This is a genomic window from Streptomyces sp. NPDC057280, assembly GCF_042668605.1.
In the GTDB taxonomy this organism is placed as follows: Bacteria; Actinomycetota; Actinomycetes; order Streptomycetales; family Streptomycetaceae; genus Streptomyces.
This window is the reverse complement of record NZ_JBHUYR010000001.1, coordinates 1,494,103-1,509,580: the sequence shown is the minus strand read 5'-3', so window position 1 is coordinate 1,509,580 and position 15,478 is coordinate 1,494,103. Positions and strand designations below refer to the sequence as shown.

At 68.6% G+C, this 15,478-nt stretch carries 11 protein-coding genes; 9 read left to right on the top strand and 2 right to left on the bottom strand.

Annotated features, from left to right (window positions below):
- Positions 1-173: 173 nt before the first annotated feature.
- Complete coding sequence (locus ACFUO4_RS06925; RefSeq protein WP_383480574.1) at positions 174-1,451, top strand: lipase family protein; 1,278 nt, start codon at positions 174-176, stop codon at positions 1,449-1,451.
- 63 nt (positions 1,452-1,514) lie between these two features.
- Here the strand turns inward: ACFUO4_RS06925 and ACFUO4_RS06920 are convergent, their stop codons facing one another.
- Positions 1,515-2,294 (bottom strand): IclR family transcriptional regulator, encoded by a 780-nt coding sequence (locus ACFUO4_RS06920; protein WP_079307739.1) that lies wholly within the window; start codon positions 2,292-2,294, stop codon positions 1,515-1,517.
- The gene (locus ACFUO4_RS06915) at positions 2,291-2,791 is read right to left on the bottom strand and encodes a MarR family winged helix-turn-helix transcriptional regulator (RefSeq protein WP_079307737.1); all 501 of its coding nucleotides are present in this window, start codon (positions 2,789-2,791) and stop codon (positions 2,291-2,293) included. The genes ACFUO4_RS06920 and ACFUO4_RS06915 overlap by 4 nt, the downstream gene beginning before the upstream one ends.
- 140 nt (positions 2,792-2,931) lie before the next feature.
- Between ACFUO4_RS06915 and ACFUO4_RS06910 the strand changes: the two genes are divergently transcribed.
- The 8 genes from ACFUO4_RS06910 to fxsT all read left to right on the top strand — a co-directional run bounded on the left by ACFUO4_RS06910 (position 2,932) and on the right by fxsT (position 15,478).
- Entirely contained in the window at positions 2,932-3,849 is a 918-nt protein-coding gene (locus ACFUO4_RS06910) for an SDR family NAD(P)-dependent oxidoreductase (RefSeq protein WP_079307735.1), read from the top strand.
- A complete protein-coding gene (locus ACFUO4_RS06905; protein WP_383480571.1) occupies positions 3,849-4,724 on the top strand; it encodes an amidohydrolase family protein in 876 nt (291 codons plus the stop codon). Before ACFUO4_RS06910 ends, ACFUO4_RS06905 begins: the two co-directional genes overlap by 1 nt.
- Positions 4,725-4,734: 10 nt before the next feature.
- The gene (locus ACFUO4_RS06900) at positions 4,735-6,249 is read left to right on the top strand and encodes a long-chain fatty acid--CoA ligase (RefSeq protein WP_383480569.1); all 1,515 of its coding nucleotides are present in this window, start codon (positions 4,735-4,737) and stop codon (positions 6,247-6,249) included.
- Positions 6,246-6,701 carry a MaoC family dehydratase gene (locus ACFUO4_RS06895; protein ID WP_383480567.1) on the top strand — a complete coding sequence of 152 codons (456 nt, stop codon included), beginning with the start codon at positions 6,246-6,248 and terminating at the stop codon, positions 6,699-6,701. The genes ACFUO4_RS06900 and ACFUO4_RS06895 overlap by 4 nt, the downstream gene beginning before the upstream one ends.
- Before the next feature lie 419 nt (positions 6,702-7,120).
- Complete coding sequence (locus ACFUO4_RS06890; protein WP_383480565.1) at positions 7,121-9,247, top strand: FxsB family cyclophane-forming radical SAM/SPASM peptide maturase; 2,127 nt, start codon at positions 7,121-7,123, stop codon at positions 9,245-9,247.
- Positions 9,244-10,080, top strand: coding sequence for an aminoglycoside N(3)-acetyltransferase (locus ACFUO4_RS06885; protein WP_383480563.1), 837 nt, complete (start codon positions 9,244-9,246; stop codon positions 10,078-10,080). The genes ACFUO4_RS06890 and ACFUO4_RS06885 overlap by 4 nt, the downstream gene beginning before the upstream one ends.
- A 42-nt stretch (positions 10,081-10,122) precedes the next feature.
- Positions 10,123-11,421 carry a TIR-like protein FxsC gene (locus ACFUO4_RS06880; protein WP_383480561.1) on the top strand — a complete coding sequence of 433 codons (1,299 nt, stop codon included), beginning with the start codon at positions 10,123-10,125 and terminating at the stop codon, positions 11,419-11,421.
- Entirely contained in the window at positions 11,408-15,478 is a 4,071-nt protein-coding gene (gene fxsT, locus ACFUO4_RS06875; RefSeq protein ID WP_383480559.1) for an FxSxx-COOH system tetratricopeptide repeat protein, read from the top strand. Before ACFUO4_RS06880 ends, fxsT begins: the two co-directional genes overlap by 14 nt.

Below are 15,478 nucleotides of genomic sequence, written 5' to 3'. Positions count from 1 at the left end.
CCAGTATCGCGAGCGGTCCGGGGCGCGGCCTCGCCGGTGAGAGGGATATCCGCGCGCTAGTCAGCGGGGCGCAGTCACGGCCGCTCCGGTTCGTCCTCGTTTAACTATCAGTGCTTACCTACGCGTCCGTAACCTCACGGCTCCCATTCACCGCACAGAAGGGACGCTCTGAGGTGAAGAGGAAACGGAAGCCGCTGTTGCTGGGGTTCGCGGCCGTACTGCTCGGGGGAGCCCTGGCGGGACCCGCGGTCACCGCCGAGGCCGGGACACCGGGCGTCTGCACCGCCGCCGACGCGGACATCTACCGGCCGCCGGCCCGGCCGTCGGCCCCCGGCACGGTCATCGCCTGCCGTGCCGTCTCCGCGCTGCCGATGGTGGGCGACGGCACGCCCCTGAAGGCGTGGAAGGTGCAGTACGGCTCCACCGACGCGCACGGCAGGCCCATCGCCGTCGCCGGGACCGTCGCCGTTCCGGAGGAGCCGTGGACCGGGCCCGGCGCCCGCCCCCTGGTCTCCTTCGCGCCCGGCACCCTCGGCATCGGCCCGCAGTGCGCCTTCTCCAGGCAGCTCGCCGGCGAGTGGGTCGACGCCTACGAGGGCCCGAACATCGCGGCCCTCCTCAAGGCGGGGTACGCGGTCGCCGCGACCGACGGCGTCGGCTACCTCGACGGACAGGTCCACCCGTACGTCTCCGGCCTCGACGCCGGTCACGCCGTCCTCGACATGGCCCGCGTCGCCTCCAAGGTCCCGGGCAGCGGGGTCGGCGCACAGGCGAAGGTCGGTCTGTGGGGCTACTCCGAGGGCGGCTCCGGCAGCCTCTGGGCGGCGCAGCTCGCTGCCTCCTACGCGCCCGAGCTGAAGATGGCGGGCGTGGCCTCGGGCGGGGTTCCCGGCGACCTCAAGCAGGTCGGCACCCAGCTCAACGGCAGTGGCTTCGCCGGTTTCCTCGTCGACGCGGTGATCGGCCTGTCGGTCACCCACCCCGAGATGCCCTTCGACGAACTCCTCAACGACCGGGGCCGCAAGGCGATCGCGAAGGTCAAGTCCCTGTGCGCGGTCGGCACGGTGGCCCAGTTCGTCGGCGCCCGCATCGAGAACTACACCACCGACCACCTCTCCCTGGCCGACATCTACGCCCTGCGCGGCCCCGACGGCACCACCTGGGGCGAACTCGTCGACGGCAACCAACTCGGCGTCGGTATCGGCCCGTCCGGCTCCGGGGCGCGCTACGAGATCGGCTTCCCGGTCCTCCAGTACCGCGGCCTCCTCGACGAGGTCATCCCCGCGGAGACCGGGTACGGCACGCGGCGGGCGTACTGCGACGCGGGGGTCGAGACGCGCTGGAAGGCGTACGCGGGGGACCATCTGCTGGGTGATCCGCAGGCGGTCGACGACGTGGTGGCGTGGCTGGGGGAGCGGTTCGCGGGGCGGGTGATGACCGGCAACTGCTAGAGCCTCGCGGGATGCCGTACGGGGCGCGCCGCGGGGGTGTCATGGGGTGGGTCATGGGTGGCCTCACTTCTCCGGCCGCCACCCCAACGCCCGCGATATCCCGCGCGCAGCGACCCGCACCGCCGGCACCAACACCGGTACTTGCGCGTCGACTTGGGGCACCACGATCGACACGGCGGCCACCACCGCCCCGCCGGTCCCGCGCACGGGGGCGGCCACCGACAGCGCGTCGTCGGTGACCTGACGGTCGCTCACCGCCACCCCCGTGCGCCGGGTCTCGGCCAGGACCCGGCGCAGCCGTGCCGGGTCCGTGATCGTGTACGGGGTGAAGGAGGCGAGGGGCCCCGCGCAGTACCGCTCCTGGGACTCCGGGGTGTCATGGGCCAGCAGCGCGAGTCCGACGCCGGTGGCGTGCAGCGGCCAGCGGGCGCCGACCCTGATGTGCACGCCGACCGACGAACGCCCGGACAGCCACTCGATGTAGACGACGTCCCCGCCGTCCCGGACCGCCAACTGCACGTTCTCGTGCGTCGCTTCGTACAGGTCCTCCAGGTACGGCAGCGCGGTCTGCCGCAGTCCGAGCCCGCGCGGGGCGAGGGCGGCGACTTCCCACAGGCGCAGGCCCACGTGGTAGACGCCGGACTCGTCCCGCTCCAGGGCGCCCCACTCGGTGAGGGCGCCCACGAGCCGGTGCGCGGTGGTGAGGCTCAGCCCGGCCCGGCGGCTGATGTCCGTCAGGCTCAGCGCCGGGTGCTGGTGGTCGAACGCGCCGAGCACGGACAGCAGCCGGTCGGGCGCGGTGGGGGTGCCCCTGTGGGAGCGGACCCTCGACTGGCCTGTCATGGCTGGTCGGCGATCCTCAGCAGCAGCGCGTGCAGCGCGTCGCGCTCCTCGGCGTCCAGCGGTTCCAGCAGGTCGTTGGTCACCCGCCGCCCCGCCTCGTCGGTGTCGCGGAGGAAGGCGCGGCCCTTCTCGGTGAGGACGACGATCTTGCTGCGGCGGTCGTCGGGGGAGGGCCGGCGCTCGGTGAGGTCCAGCTTCTCCAGGTCGTCGACCAGGCCGACGATCGCGCTCGGGTCGTAACCGAGCCGGGTGCTCAGCTCCCGCTGGAGGGCGCCCGCGGAACCGGCGAGATAGCGCAGCACCGCGTAGTGCCGCAGCCGCAGCCCGGACTCCTGGAGGAACGTGTTGAAGAGCTGACCCGAGCGGAGCCCCAGGCGGTAGAGCAGATAGCCGGTGTCCGCGTGCAGCCCGCGCATCCACGGCTCGTCCGCGTCGATGGGCTTGGGGGTGGCGTGCTGGCGAGTGATGGCGGGCTCCCTGGGTCGCGGTACCGGCATGCAGATTCCAGCATGACGCACCCGTCGGTCACCAACAACTATTGACGTCAACAATTATTGCTCTTAGCTTCGATCTCGAAGCCGCAGCGACGCGCCTCCCGGGCGCGTCCCCCGCATCAGCTCGTGAAGGGACCTCCCCCGTGCCCAGCATCGATCTCTCCGGCAAGGTCGCCGTCGTCACCGGCAGCGGCCGGGGCCTCGGCCTCGCCTATGCGCACGCCCTCGCCGCCCACGGCGCCTCCGTGGTCGTCAACGACGTCGACGAGGCGGTGGCCGAGCAGGCCGTGAAGTCCCTCACCGAGGCCGGCGGCACGGCGGTCGCCGAGGTCGTCCCGGTCGGCACCACCGAGGCGGCGGAGCGCCTGGTCGACCGGGCCGTGACGGAGTTCGGCCGGCTCGACGTCCTGGTCACCAACGCGGGGATCCTGCGCGACAAGGTGCTGTGGAAGATGACCGACGACGACTTCGACGCGGTGATCACCACCCACCTCAAGGGCACCTTCACCTGCGCCCGCGCCGCCGCCGTCCGCATGCGCGAGCAGGGCGAGGGCGGCTCCCTGATCCTGGTCGGCTCCCCGGCCGGCCAGCGCGGCAACTTCGGCCAGACCAACTACGCCGCCGCCAAGGCCGGCATCGCCGCCATGGCCCGTACCTGGTCCATGGAGCTGGGCCGCGCGGGCATCACGGTCAACGCGATCGTGCCGGTCGCCGCGACCGCGATGACCGAGACCATCCCCGCCTTCGCCCCGTACATCGAGGCCATGAGGAACGGCGAACCGCTCCCCGACTTCCTGCGCAAGGGCGAGGGCTTCGGCACCCCCGAGGACTGCGCGGCCCTCGTCCCCTTCCTCGCCTCCGAGGCGGCCCGCGGCATCACCGGGCAGGCCATAGGAATCGGTGGCGACAAGGTGGCACTCTGGTCGCATCCGCAGGAGATCAAGACGGCGTACGCCGACGGCGGCTGGACCCCGGAAACCCTCGCCGACGCCTTCCCCACCTCGGTCGGCGCCGAACTCCAGTCGGTCGGCATCCCGGCCCCGAAGCTGCCGGAGGCGTGATGGACATCGACGAGCTGGTCGCCATCGACGTACACACCCACGCGGAGGTGTCGTCGAAGGGCCACTCCTCCCTCGACGACGACCTGCACGACGCCTCCTCCGCCTACTTCAAGGTCGAGGGCAAGCGGAAGCCGACGCTGGAGGAGACGGCCGCCTACTACCGCGAGCGGAAGATGGCCGCGGTCATCTTCACGGTGGACGCGGAGTCGGCCACCGGCACCGCACCCGTCCCCAACGAGGAGGTGGCGGAGGCGGCGGCCGCCAACGCGGACGTCCTCATCCCCTTCGCCTCCATCGACCCCTTCCGCGGCAAGGCGGGCGTCCGGCAGGCCAGGCGCCTGGTCGAGGAGTACGGGGTGAAGGGCTTCAAGTTCCACCCCAGCATCCAGGGCTTCTTCCCCAACGACCGCTCGGTGGCGTACGACCTCTACGAGGTCATCGAGGAGACCGGCACGATCGCCCTCTTCCACACGGGCCAGACCGGCATCGGCGCCGGGGTCCCGGGCGGCGGCGGCATCCGCCTGAAGTACTCCAACCCCCTCCACGTGGACGACGTGGCGGCCGACTTCCCGCACCTGAAGATCATCCTGGCGCACCCGTCCTTCCCCTGGCAGGACGAGGCCCTCGCGGTCGCCACCCACAAGCCGGGCGTCCACATCGACCTCTCCGGCTGGTCCCCGAAGTACTTCCCGCCGCAGCTCGTCCAGTACGCCAACACCCTGCTCAAGGACAAGGTCCTCTTCGGCTCCGACTTCCCCGTCCTCACCCCCGACCGCTGGCTCGCCGACTTCGAGAAGCTGTCGATCAAGGACGAGGTGAAGCCGAAGATCCTCAAGGAGAACGCCGCCCGCCTGCTCGGGCTGACGAAGCCATAAGGGGCCGTAGATGCGCAACGAGGGACTGGGGTCGTGGCCCGCACGCCGGGCCCGCAAGACCCCGCACCGCACCGCTCTGGTGCACGGCGACACGACCTGGACGTACGCCCAGCTGCACGAGCGCACGACCCGCCTCGCGCACGCCCTGCGCGCCCGGGGCGTCCGGCGCGGCGACCGGATCGCCTACCTCGGCCCGAACCACCCCTCCTACCTGGAGACCCTGTTCGCGGCGGGCACCCTCGGCGCGGTCTTCGTCCCGCTCAACATCCGCCTCGCCGGCCCGGAGATCGCGTACCAGCTCGCCGACTCCGGCGCCAAGGCGCTCGTCTACGGCCCCCAGTACACGGGCCTGGTCGCGGGCCTGCCGGGCGACACGGACGTACGGGCGTACGTGGAGGTGGGCACCGAGTACGAGGAGGAGCTCGCGAGGTCCTCCGCAGAGCCGATCGACCAGCCGGTGACGCCCGACGACACCTGCATCATCATGTACACCTCGGGCACGACCGGCCGCCCCAAGGGCGCGATGCTCACCCACGGCAACCTGACCTGGAACGCGGTCAACGTCCTCGTCGACCACGATCTGATCGCCGACGAACGCGCCCTGGTCTCGGCCCCGTTGTTCCACACGGCGGGCCTGAACATGCTCACGCTCCCGGTCCTCCTGAAGGGCGGAACGTGCGTCCTGGTGGAGGCCTTCGACCCGTCGGCGACCTTCGACCTGATCGAACGCCACCGGATCACCTTCATGTTCGGCGTCCCGACGATGTTCGAACAGATCGCCCGCCACCCGCGCTGGCCGGACGCGGACCTCTCCTCCCTCCGCATCCTCACCTGCGGCGGCTCCCCGGTCCCCACCTCGATGATCGGCGTCTACCAGGAACGCGGCCTGACCTTCCTCCAGGGCTACGGCATGACGGAGGCCGCCCCCGGCACGCTCTTCCTGGACGCCGAGCACGCGGTGGGCAAGACCGGTTCGGCGGGCGTGCCGCACTTCTTCAGCGACGTACGGGTCGTACGACCGGACATGGCGCCGGTCGAGGTCGGCGAGACCGGCGAGGTCGTCGTCCGCGGCCCGCACGTCATGCCCGGCTACTGGGGTCTGCCGGAGGAGACGGCCGCGTCCTTCACGGACGGCTGGTTCCGCAGCGGGGACGCCGCCCGTGTCGACGAGGACGGCTATGTCTTCATCGTCGACCGCATCAAGGACATGATCATCTCGGGCGGCGAGAACATCTACCCCGCCGAGATCGAGGACCTGCTCCTCACCCATCCCGACATCGTCGAGTGCGCGGTCATCGGCGTACCGGACGACAAGTGGGGCGAGGTGCCACGGGCGGTCGTGGTCCCCCGCGAGGGCGCCTCGCTCGACCCCGACGAGGTACTGGCCTCCCTCTCCGGCCGCCTCGCCAAGTACAAGATCCCCAAGTCGGTGGTCCTCGCGGCCGAGTTGCCGCGCACCGCCTCCGGAAAGCTCCTCAAGTCCCGTGTCCGTACCCGGTACGGCAACAGCGAAGGAACCTCATGAGCATCACCGTCAACGGCCTCGACGAACTCAAGAAGCTGGCCGGCAGCGACCTGGGCACCAGCGAGTGGATCGAGGTCACCCAGGACCGCATCGACACCTTCGCCGACGCGACGGGCGACCACCAGTGGATCCACGTCGACCCGCAGCGCGCGGCCGAGGGCCCCTTCGGCGCCCCGATCGCCCACGGCTACCTCACCCTGTCGCTGTTCATCCCGCTGTTCACCGAGCTGTTGGACGTCCAGGGCGTCACGACGAAGGTCAACTACGGCCTGAACAAGGTCCGTTTCCCGTCGCCGGTGAAGGTCGGCTCACGCATCCGTCTCGTGGCGAAACTGGCGGACGTCGAGGACGTGCCGGGCGGAGTCCAGATCACGGTCGACGGGGCGATCGAGATCGAGGGCGGGGGGAAGCCGGCGGCGGTGTTGCAGAGTCTGTCGCGGTTCTACGCCTGAGGGCGGAGTGGCGCCGGGCGGGCATTCCGCCAGGTGCTTGTCAGGATTGGCCGTTAGGGTAAGAGGGATTGTCATCCGCTACGCCTACCGCATCACCCAGCCGGGGGCATAGTTTAGGCCTCGCGAGGGCTCCCTCGGCTGTACCGTTCTGCCTGGATGATTGCCGCCCCTCCACCACGCGGCCATTCAGTAACTTCCACCTCACCTCTCCTGACCAGGGATTAACGTGACTGTTCCAACAAGAGCCACCGCCGGCATCCCGATGCTTGCCCCGGCTCGTAAGACCGTGTCTCTCCTCGACGCTCCGTACAACCCCAAGAGTGTCCGAGGTGTGCGGCGCGCTCTCTCGTCCACGCAGGCACGCACAGGAGCGGGGCCGACGTTCCAGTCGGCCATCTGAGCGCACCGCATACTCCGTCATGACCGGTCTGACCGTCCCGTTCCGGCAACTCGTGTGGAAAGTGCACAGCAGGTGCGATCTAGCCTGTCGGCACTGTTACGTCTACGAGCACGCCGACCAGAGCTGGAGTTCCCAGCCCAAGGTGATCTCGCAGGAAGTGATCTCTTGGACAGCTCTCCGGCTGGCGGAGCATGCCAAGAAGCACGAGCTCGCCTCCGTACAGGTGATTCTGCACGGAGGCGAGCCGCTGCTTGCCGGCCCGAGCCGCTTACGCAGCATCTGCGAGGAACTCACTGCGGCTCTGCACGGCCTGTGCGATCTCGATCTGCGTATTCACACGAATGCAGTACAGCTCAACGAGCGGCATCTGGAGCTCTTCGCAGAGTTCGACGTCAAGGTGGGGGTATCTCTCGACGGCGACCGTGCGGCCAATGACCGTTTCAGGGTCTTCACGAACGGCCGCAGCAGCCATGAGAAGGTTCTCAAGGCGATCAGACTGCTCGATCAGGACCGCTACCGGCACCTCTTCGCCGGCATCCTGTGCACCGTCGACGTGCGCAACGATCCCGTCGCCGTCTATGACGCTCTGGCCGCCCTGCGCCCCCCGCGCATCGACTTCCTTCTTCCCCATGGCACGTGGGACGACCCCCCGCTGCGCCCCGACGATGTCGCCACCCCCTATGCCGATTGGCTCCTCACCGTCCATGATCACTGGACTCGGCAGCACTGCCCGATGCCTGTTCGGCTGTTCGACTCCATCGTCAGCACCCTCGGCGGGGGTCCCAGCCTGACTGAGGCGGTGGGACTTGACGCGGCTGATGTGGTCGTGGTCGAGACCGACGGGTCTTATGAGCAGGCAGACTCACTGAAGACAGCGTTCGACGGGGCTCCGTTCACCGGCATGGACGTCTTCCGTCACAGTCTTGACGAGGTGGCGGAGCATCCTGGGTTCGCTGCCAGGCAACGGGGGTTGGACGGTCTGTGCGCGGAGTGCCGCGCATGTCCCGTGAGGCGCTCCTGCGGTGGTGGGCTGTTCGCACACCGGCATCGAGGGGACGGCACCGGGTTTGACAACCCGTCGGTTTACTGCGCCGACCTCAAGGAACTCATCTACTCCATCGACTCCCGGACCGAGGCCGGTGCGGACCGTCCCATCGGCGGCTTCGACGCCCTGGCCGAGGGCAGCGACTACGGCATCGGGCAACAGGGACTCCTGCGGACGCGGAGCGACGTGGCCCGCGACCTGTTGACCCGGATCCATCATGAAATCGGCGTCCCCAGCGGTGAGTTGTGGTCCGAGGCGTGGCAGAGCGCCTCGAACCTCGCAAGCCATCATGGCGCGCTTCTGGACGAGTTCCTGTCCTCCCCCTACGTACGCTCGTGGGCCGTGCGATGCCTCGACGGCACGGCCTCCGCCGACCACCTCGCCTCGCTCGTGGCGGCCGTGGCGCTGCCGACCGGAGCCGTGGACCGGGTGACCGTACCGGTTCAAGGAGGATTTGCTCAGCTGCCGGGTCTCGGCAGACTGCGGATCCGCTTCGCAGCCGACACGGTTGAGCTCACGAGGGCTCATCTCCAGGGCCCCGACTGGGAGCCGCTGCGCCGCGTACGGACAGACACGCTCGACGTCGTGGTGGACCGTGCCGATCCATTCCGGCACTCCTACGACGCTCCGTCCGCCGAAGGGCCGACGGACGGCGAGGAAGAACTTCGGCGACGTGTGCTTCCAGCGGCCTGGGCGCTGATCCGCAGGGACGTGCCCGCAGCCGCGTCCGGAATGAGCCAGGCTGTTCGCGTCATCACTCCGCTCACACCGGGCACGGCCTACCCCGCGCCAGGAGGAGGCTTCACGGGGCTGGCCGTCCGCCTGACCTCCGACCCGGCCCTCGTCGCCGAGGACTTGGTGCGCGGATACCGGCTCGGTCTCCTGGACGCTCTGCTCGATGTGTGCGAGCTCTACGACGAATCGGACGTTCGCACGGGAGCGCTGCTTGCCGACGTCTACGCCCGTGCGGCTACCGACATGCTCCGGGGCGACCCGGGAGCGGTGGGGCGTACACGGGCACTGTTGCAGGAGTTGGTGGCCGCCGATGCGCTGACTGCGCTGGGGCGACGGTTCGTCGACGGTGTGGGGCGCAGTCTGTGACCGACACGGCCTCGCTCGCCGAGGATTTCGAGGCACTGGGCGTCCGGCCCGGGGCCGTCCTGCTGGTCCATGCATCCCTGCGCAGGGTGGGCGCCGCGCCGGAGACCGTCCTTGAAGCATTGCGTCGGGCCGTCGGCCAGGAGGGGACCGTCGTCGTCCCGACGTTCACTGCGGGGAACTCCGACACCTCACCCGCCTATCGGGCCCGCACCCGGAACATGGCGGTGGATCAACTCGGGGCGTACCGCAGGCAGATGCCGCCCTTCGAGGTGAACCGCACTCCTTCCGAGGGCATGGGGCGGTTGGCAGAAGCGGTGCGTTGCGCTCCCGGCCGGGCCCGCAGCACACACCCGCAGACGTCGTTCGCCGCTGTGGGCGCCAGCGCGGCGGAACTGCTGGCCGTGCACGACGAAGACTGCCACCTCGGGGAGCGGTCCCCGCTCGCCAGCCTGGACGCGGCCGGGGCGCAGGTGCTCCTGCTCGGTGTGGGCTTCGAGGTGTGCAGTGCCTTTCATCTCGGCGAATACCGGGTTCTCGCCCCGCCGCAGCGGACCTACCGGTGTGTGGTGCTGCGAGACGGGGTGCGGCGCTGGACGTCGTACGAGGACGTGGACCTGGATGACAGCGACTTCGGTGCGCTCGGAGCCGAGTTCGAGAAGGACGACGCGAAGAGGTCTTCCCCCGTCATCCTCGGTGGCAGCGTCGGTGCCACGCATGCCCGGCTCTTCCCGCTCGGCGCGGCGGTGGAGTTCGCCACCGGATGGCTGGCCGGAAACCGCCGTATCCGTCCTTCCACAGACACGTCACAAATCGCGGCTGGGTTCTTACACTAAGTGTCCACCCCTGCGGCACAGGGGACGGGATCGGGGGATCGCGTGGAGCCGACGGAACCGCCAGGGGGCGCCGTCCCCTACTTCTTCCTCAGCTACGCCCGCATGCCGCGGGACGGATCCGGTCGCACCAACCCGGATCTGTGGGTCCATGACCTGTTTCACGAACTGTGTGACTGCATCGACAACTTGACGGACCATCCCGGTATGCCAGGGTTCATGGACGGGTCGATGAAGACCGGGCAGCTCTGGAATGCGGAACTCGACTATTCGCTGGCGCGCTGCCGGGTCTTCGTGCCGCTCTACTCACCGCGCTACTTCATCAGCTCGTGGTGCGGCAAGGAGTGGACCGCCTTCAGCAACCGCACGGTGCGGCACCGGAATCCAGGGCCGCTCAGCACCCCCAGCGCGGTGGTGCCGGCCCTCTGGGCGCCCGTCCCGGACAACCGACTCCCGGAATGCGTCAAGGGAGTTCAGTACATGGACCCGGAATTCGGGGAGGCCTATCGTGAGAACGGGTTCTACGGGCTGGCCAAACTGACGTCCTTCCGTGGGGACTACGAGAAGGCGATCCACCATCTGGCCAAGCGAATAGTCGCGGTGGGCGAGAGTGTAGTCGTCCAACCCGGCCGCCGTAACGGACTCAGTACGGCGCACGACGCCTTCGCGGCCACCTCTGCCACGACTTCGACGACCAGACGTACTTTACGCGTCAGCGTGGCAGCCGCGACCCTGGACCGATTGCCCGAGGGGAGAGCGCGCGACTACTACGGACCCTCGGCACTGGACTGGAACCCTTACCACCCTACCTCTGAGCGGCCGTTGGCCCAGATCGCTGCCGACATCGCCGTGGATCTGGCCCTGCGCCCCGACGTGCGCGAGTTCGACCACACGTCGCGCCCGGCCGAAGGGCCGGAGGTCCTGCTCCTCGACCGCTGGGTGTTACGTGACGCCGAACGCCGTGACAATCTCGGAGAGTTCGATCGCAGTGACCTGCCCCTGACCGGCCTGGTCGTGCCGTGGAACGAGAACGATCCCGACAGCGACGAAGCCGAGTTCGAGCTGGCCGCCCAGACCGAGGCCACTTTGACGCGTCGCATCCGGGTGGGGCGGCAAGTGTGCCGACCCGCGGTGCGAGGCGTCCCCGACCCGTCGGCGTTCGACGCCGTGCTGCGCTATGTCGTGCAGTGGGCCGAGAGCGAGTACCGCAAGCGGGCTCAGCCCCGACCGCCGGTCGGAGACAGCACGCCGCGCTTCCGGCTGCGCGGGAACGACAGCTTTGACAGCCGGTCCCAGGGACGTCTGCGGAACGCCGAGGAGGAAGACCGCGATGAGCAGTCTTGACGAACAGGACGGCCGCGTGGGCCGCATCGTCACGTTCTACTCGTACAAAGGCGGCACCGGCCGAACGATGGCCCTCGCCAACACGGCCTGGATCCTGGCTGCCAACGGCAAACGCGTCCTCGTCGTGGACTGGGACCTCGAGGCCCCGGGCCTGCATCGTTTCTTCCACCCGTTCCTCGATCCGTCCACGGTCGGCGCCACCACAGGTGTCATCGACATGCTCAAGGAATACGCCTGGGCGGTCACCGACGACGCTGACGGCGGGGCGGGGGAACGAGCACCAGACTGGCACCGGGGCTACGCCCGCATCCAGCCCCACGCTGTCTCTCTGGACTGGTCGTTCCCCGATTCCGGCACGCTCGACCTGGTGTCCGCAGGACGCCAGAACCGCGACTACTCGGCGCTGGTGAGCACTTTCGACTGGGATCACTTCTACGACGAGCTGGGCGGGGGCCTCTTTTTCGACGCGCTGCGCGAGGACATGCGGAGCAACTACGACTACGTCCTCATCGACAGCCGCACCGGCTTATCGGATATCGCTGATATCTGCACCGTCCATCTGCCCGATCTCCTGGTCGACTGCTTCACGCTCAGCGATCAGAGCATCGACGGCGCCGCCGCAGTCGCCCACGACATCCGCGACCGGTTCGGCAGCCGGCGCATCCGCATCCTCCCCGTTCCCATGCGCATCGACGAAGGGGAGAAGGAGAAGGCCGACGCGGGGCGCGCGCTGGCCCGTGCGAAGTTCGACGGGTTCCCCTCCGGCATGACGGAGGATGAACTCACCGGGTACTGGGGCTCGGTGGAGGTCCCCTATCGGCCCTACTACGCCTACGAGGAGACGCTGGCCACGTTCGGCGACGAGGCCGGCAACGCCACCTCCCTCCTGGCCGCGTTCGAACGGCTCACCGGCGTGATCAGCGACCAGGCCGTGATCTCGCTGCCGCGCATGCCCGACGAGAAGCGCGAGGCGGTCACGGCGAAGTTCACCCGGCCCCGGCTGGCGCTTCCTGACCTGCATCTCAGCTACGTGTCCGAGGACCGGATGTGGGCTGACTGGATCGCCGTGCTCCTGTCCGGGGCCGGCTTCAAGGTGTCGCGCAAGTACGTCGGCTGCGAGGGTGACGGCGCCGAGAAACCCGCCGACCGCACCGTCTTCGTGCTCTCAGCAGCTTTCCAGCGCTCTGCGCGGGCCCGCCAGGTGTGGGACGCAGCCACCGGCAGTACCTTCTCGGCCCGCCGTCAAGTCGTCGCTGTCCGGGTCGGTGACCTGCGTCCCATGCCCAGCTTCAGTGAGCGACCCTCGGTCGACCTGGTGCGCACCAACGAGAGGGTTGCGGCCTCGGCACTGCTCAGGGCCCTCGGCAAGCCGCCGCTCGCTGCGGAGTCGCCAGACGACTCGACGCTCGTCGATGCACGCTTCCCGGACACCGCGCCCAAGTTCTGGAACATCTCTCCGCGCAATTCCTCGTTCACCGGCCGCAGCGCGTTGCTGGAGAAGCTCCGCGACGGGCTCGGCAGCAGCGCATCGGGCAGCTCCACAGCACCGTACGCCCTGTACGGGCTCGGCGGCGTCGGCAAGACGCAGATCGCACTGGAGTACGTGCATCGATTCGCTGCCGACTACGACCTCGTGTGGTGGATTCCCTCTGAGCAGAACGAATTCGTGGTCTCGGCCCTCTCCGACCTCGGACGCAGGCTGGGCCTCAGGCTTGGCGACGATGTGGCCCAGGCCGCCCAGGAGGTCTGCGACCATCTGCGCCAGTCCTCCTCACTGCTGCGCTGGCTGCTGGTGTTCGACAACGCCGACGAGCCGGAGGAGCTCAGCAAGCACTTCCCCGGAGGCTCCGGCCATGTCTTGGTCACTTCTCGCAACCAGACCTGGCTGCAGCATGGTGAAGCCCTGGAGATCGACCCCTTCTTGCGCGAGGAGAGCATCGAACATCTGCTGCGTCGAGCCTCGGGCCTCAGCGCCGAGGACGCCGACCGGGTCGCCGCGGCGGTGGGGGACCTGCCACTCGCCCTCGACCAGGCCGGTGCCTGGCTGGCAGAGACAGGAACGCCCGTCGACACCTACCTCGCCGAACTCGAGCATCAGGCTGAGCGAGTGCTCTCGCTCAGCCAGCCCACGAACTACCCCGAACCGGTCGGCGCTACCTGGAACGTCTCCATCGAACGGCTGAAGCAACGTTCTCCCGCTGCCGTGCGTCTGCTGCAGCTGTGCGCCTTCTTCGCTGCCGAACCGATCTCCATGAAGCTGCTGTACGGCGACGCGATGACGACCGTCCTGGCCGAGAAGGACCCGTCGTTGCAGGAGAAGATGGTCCTGGGCCGGGTGATCCGGGAGATCGGCAAGTTCGCCCTGGCCAAGGTGGACAGGGCCACCGAATCCATCCAGGTGCACCGTCTGGTGCAGGCGGTGATCCGTTCTCAGCTCAAGCCCTGGGAACAGGAAGAAGCCAAGCATGTCGTGCACCGCATCCTGGCCGGTGCCCGACCCTCGGGGGAGGAGCCCATCGACGACCCCGAGAACCAGCCCACATTCGCCGCGATCTGGCCGCATCTGGAGGCGTCGGAGGCCAGCACCTGCGACGAGCCGAAAACCAGGCAACTGCTCATCGACCGTGTTCGCTACCTGTGGAAGCGCGGTGACCTCGACGCGTCTTCCGCGCTTGCCGACAAACTTCGGGAACTGTGGGAGGAGCAGCTGGCCGAGAGCCAGGGGCGTGCCGCCGCGCTCGAGGAACGTGAACGCACAGAAGGAAACCCTGTAACAGGGTCGGCGGATGCGCGCTTCGGTGGCGGAGCGCAGCGTACATCTGCCGAGGAGCGACGCTATGCCACGGAACTGGAAACACAGTTGCTGCACCTGGGCTTCCACAAGGCCAACGTGCTGCGATCGCTCGGCAAGTACGTCGAGGCAGAGGAACTGGGGTCGAAAACTCTTTCCCAGCAGCGTGCCCTGCTGCTGGCCGGGCATCCGCACATCCTGATGACAGCGAGCGGACTGGCCACGGATCTCGGCAGCATCGGCCGCTTCAACGACGCCCTGGAACTGGCCACCGAGGCCTACAACGGATTCAAGGACAACTTCGGCGAGGACCACCCGCGGACCCTCAGCGCCAACAACAACCGGGCTGTGTGCCTCAGGCTGCTGGGCCGCTACACCGAGGCCCGCGATGTCGACCAGGAGATCTACGACCTACGGCGCAACGACCTCGGAGCCGAGCACCCGCACACGCTGATCAGCATCACGAATCTGGGACGCGACATGCGCGAGACAGGCGAATACGAGTCGTCGATCTCGTTGCTGAACGGCAGCCTGGAGTCGTACAAGCAACTGTTCGGCGAGGTCTATCCGGAAACGCTGCGGACAGCCAAGAGCCTCGCGGTTTCGCTGCGCAAGGCCGGGCGGGTGGAAGAGGCGCGACTGCTCACGCATCAGACCCGCGAGCACTACCGCTTGCGTGACGCCCTGGCGTCGACTCCCGATGTGCTGGACTGCACACTGAACTTCGCAACCGATCTGTACGCCACTGGCGCGCGCGAGGAAGCCCTGACTCTGGCGCAGGACGTGGTGCGGCAATATCGCACAGCACCCGGCGAGCGTCATCCGGCGACGCTGGCAGCCATCAACAACCTCGGCATTTTCATGCGGGGTTCCGGCGACGTGCGCCGCGCGCTGATGCTGATGGAGGAGAACTTCGCCATCCTGCGGGAGGTGCTGGGCGACGAGCACCCTTATAGCTTGGCCTGCGCCGTCAATCTGGCCAATGTGCTCGCGGAGCTGAACGAGTTGCGCCGGGCCGAGGCACTGGAGCGCGTCGCGGTCAGCGGCTTCCAAACCGCGTTGGGCCACGACCATCCGGACACCATCGTCTCGCGTGCCAATCTGGGCGTCACCTTGCGTGCTCTGGGGCGTATCCCGGAAGCCGATCAACTTCAGGAGAGCGCACATGCCGAGTTGGCGCAGAGGCTCGGGGACAACCATCCGCACACCGTGAGCGTGCGCCAGGGCAAACGCATCCACCGGGACCTGGAGCCGCCGGCCGTCTGA

What these genes read in the sequence shown, in the direction of transcription:
- ACFUO4_RS06890 (WP_383480565.1), top strand. Translation starts at nt 7,121, where the DNA reads ATGACCGGTCTGACCGTCCCGTTCCGGCAACTCGTGTGGAAAGTGCAC.
- fxsT (WP_383480559.1), top strand. Translation starts at nt 11,408, where the DNA reads ATGAGCAGTCTTGACGAACAGGACGGCCGCGTGGGCCGCATCGTCACG.
- ACFUO4_RS06905 (WP_383480571.1), top strand. Translation starts at nt 3,849, where the DNA reads ATGGACATCGACGAGCTGGTCGCCATCGACGTACACACCCACGCGGAG.
- ACFUO4_RS06915 (WP_079307737.1), bottom strand. Translation starts at nt 2,791, where the DNA reads ATGCCGGTACCGCGACCCAGGGAGCCCGCCATCACTCGCCAGCACGCC.
- ACFUO4_RS06900 (WP_383480569.1), top strand. Translation starts at nt 4,735, where the DNA reads ATGCGCAACGAGGGACTGGGGTCGTGGCCCGCACGCCGGGCCCGCAAG.
- ACFUO4_RS06895 (WP_383480567.1), top strand. Translation starts at nt 6,246, where the DNA reads ATGAGCATCACCGTCAACGGCCTCGACGAACTCAAGAAGCTGGCCGGC.
- ACFUO4_RS06920 (WP_079307739.1), bottom strand. Translation starts at nt 2,294, where the DNA reads ATGACAGGCCAGTCGAGGGTCCGCTCCCACAGGGGCACCCCCACCGCG.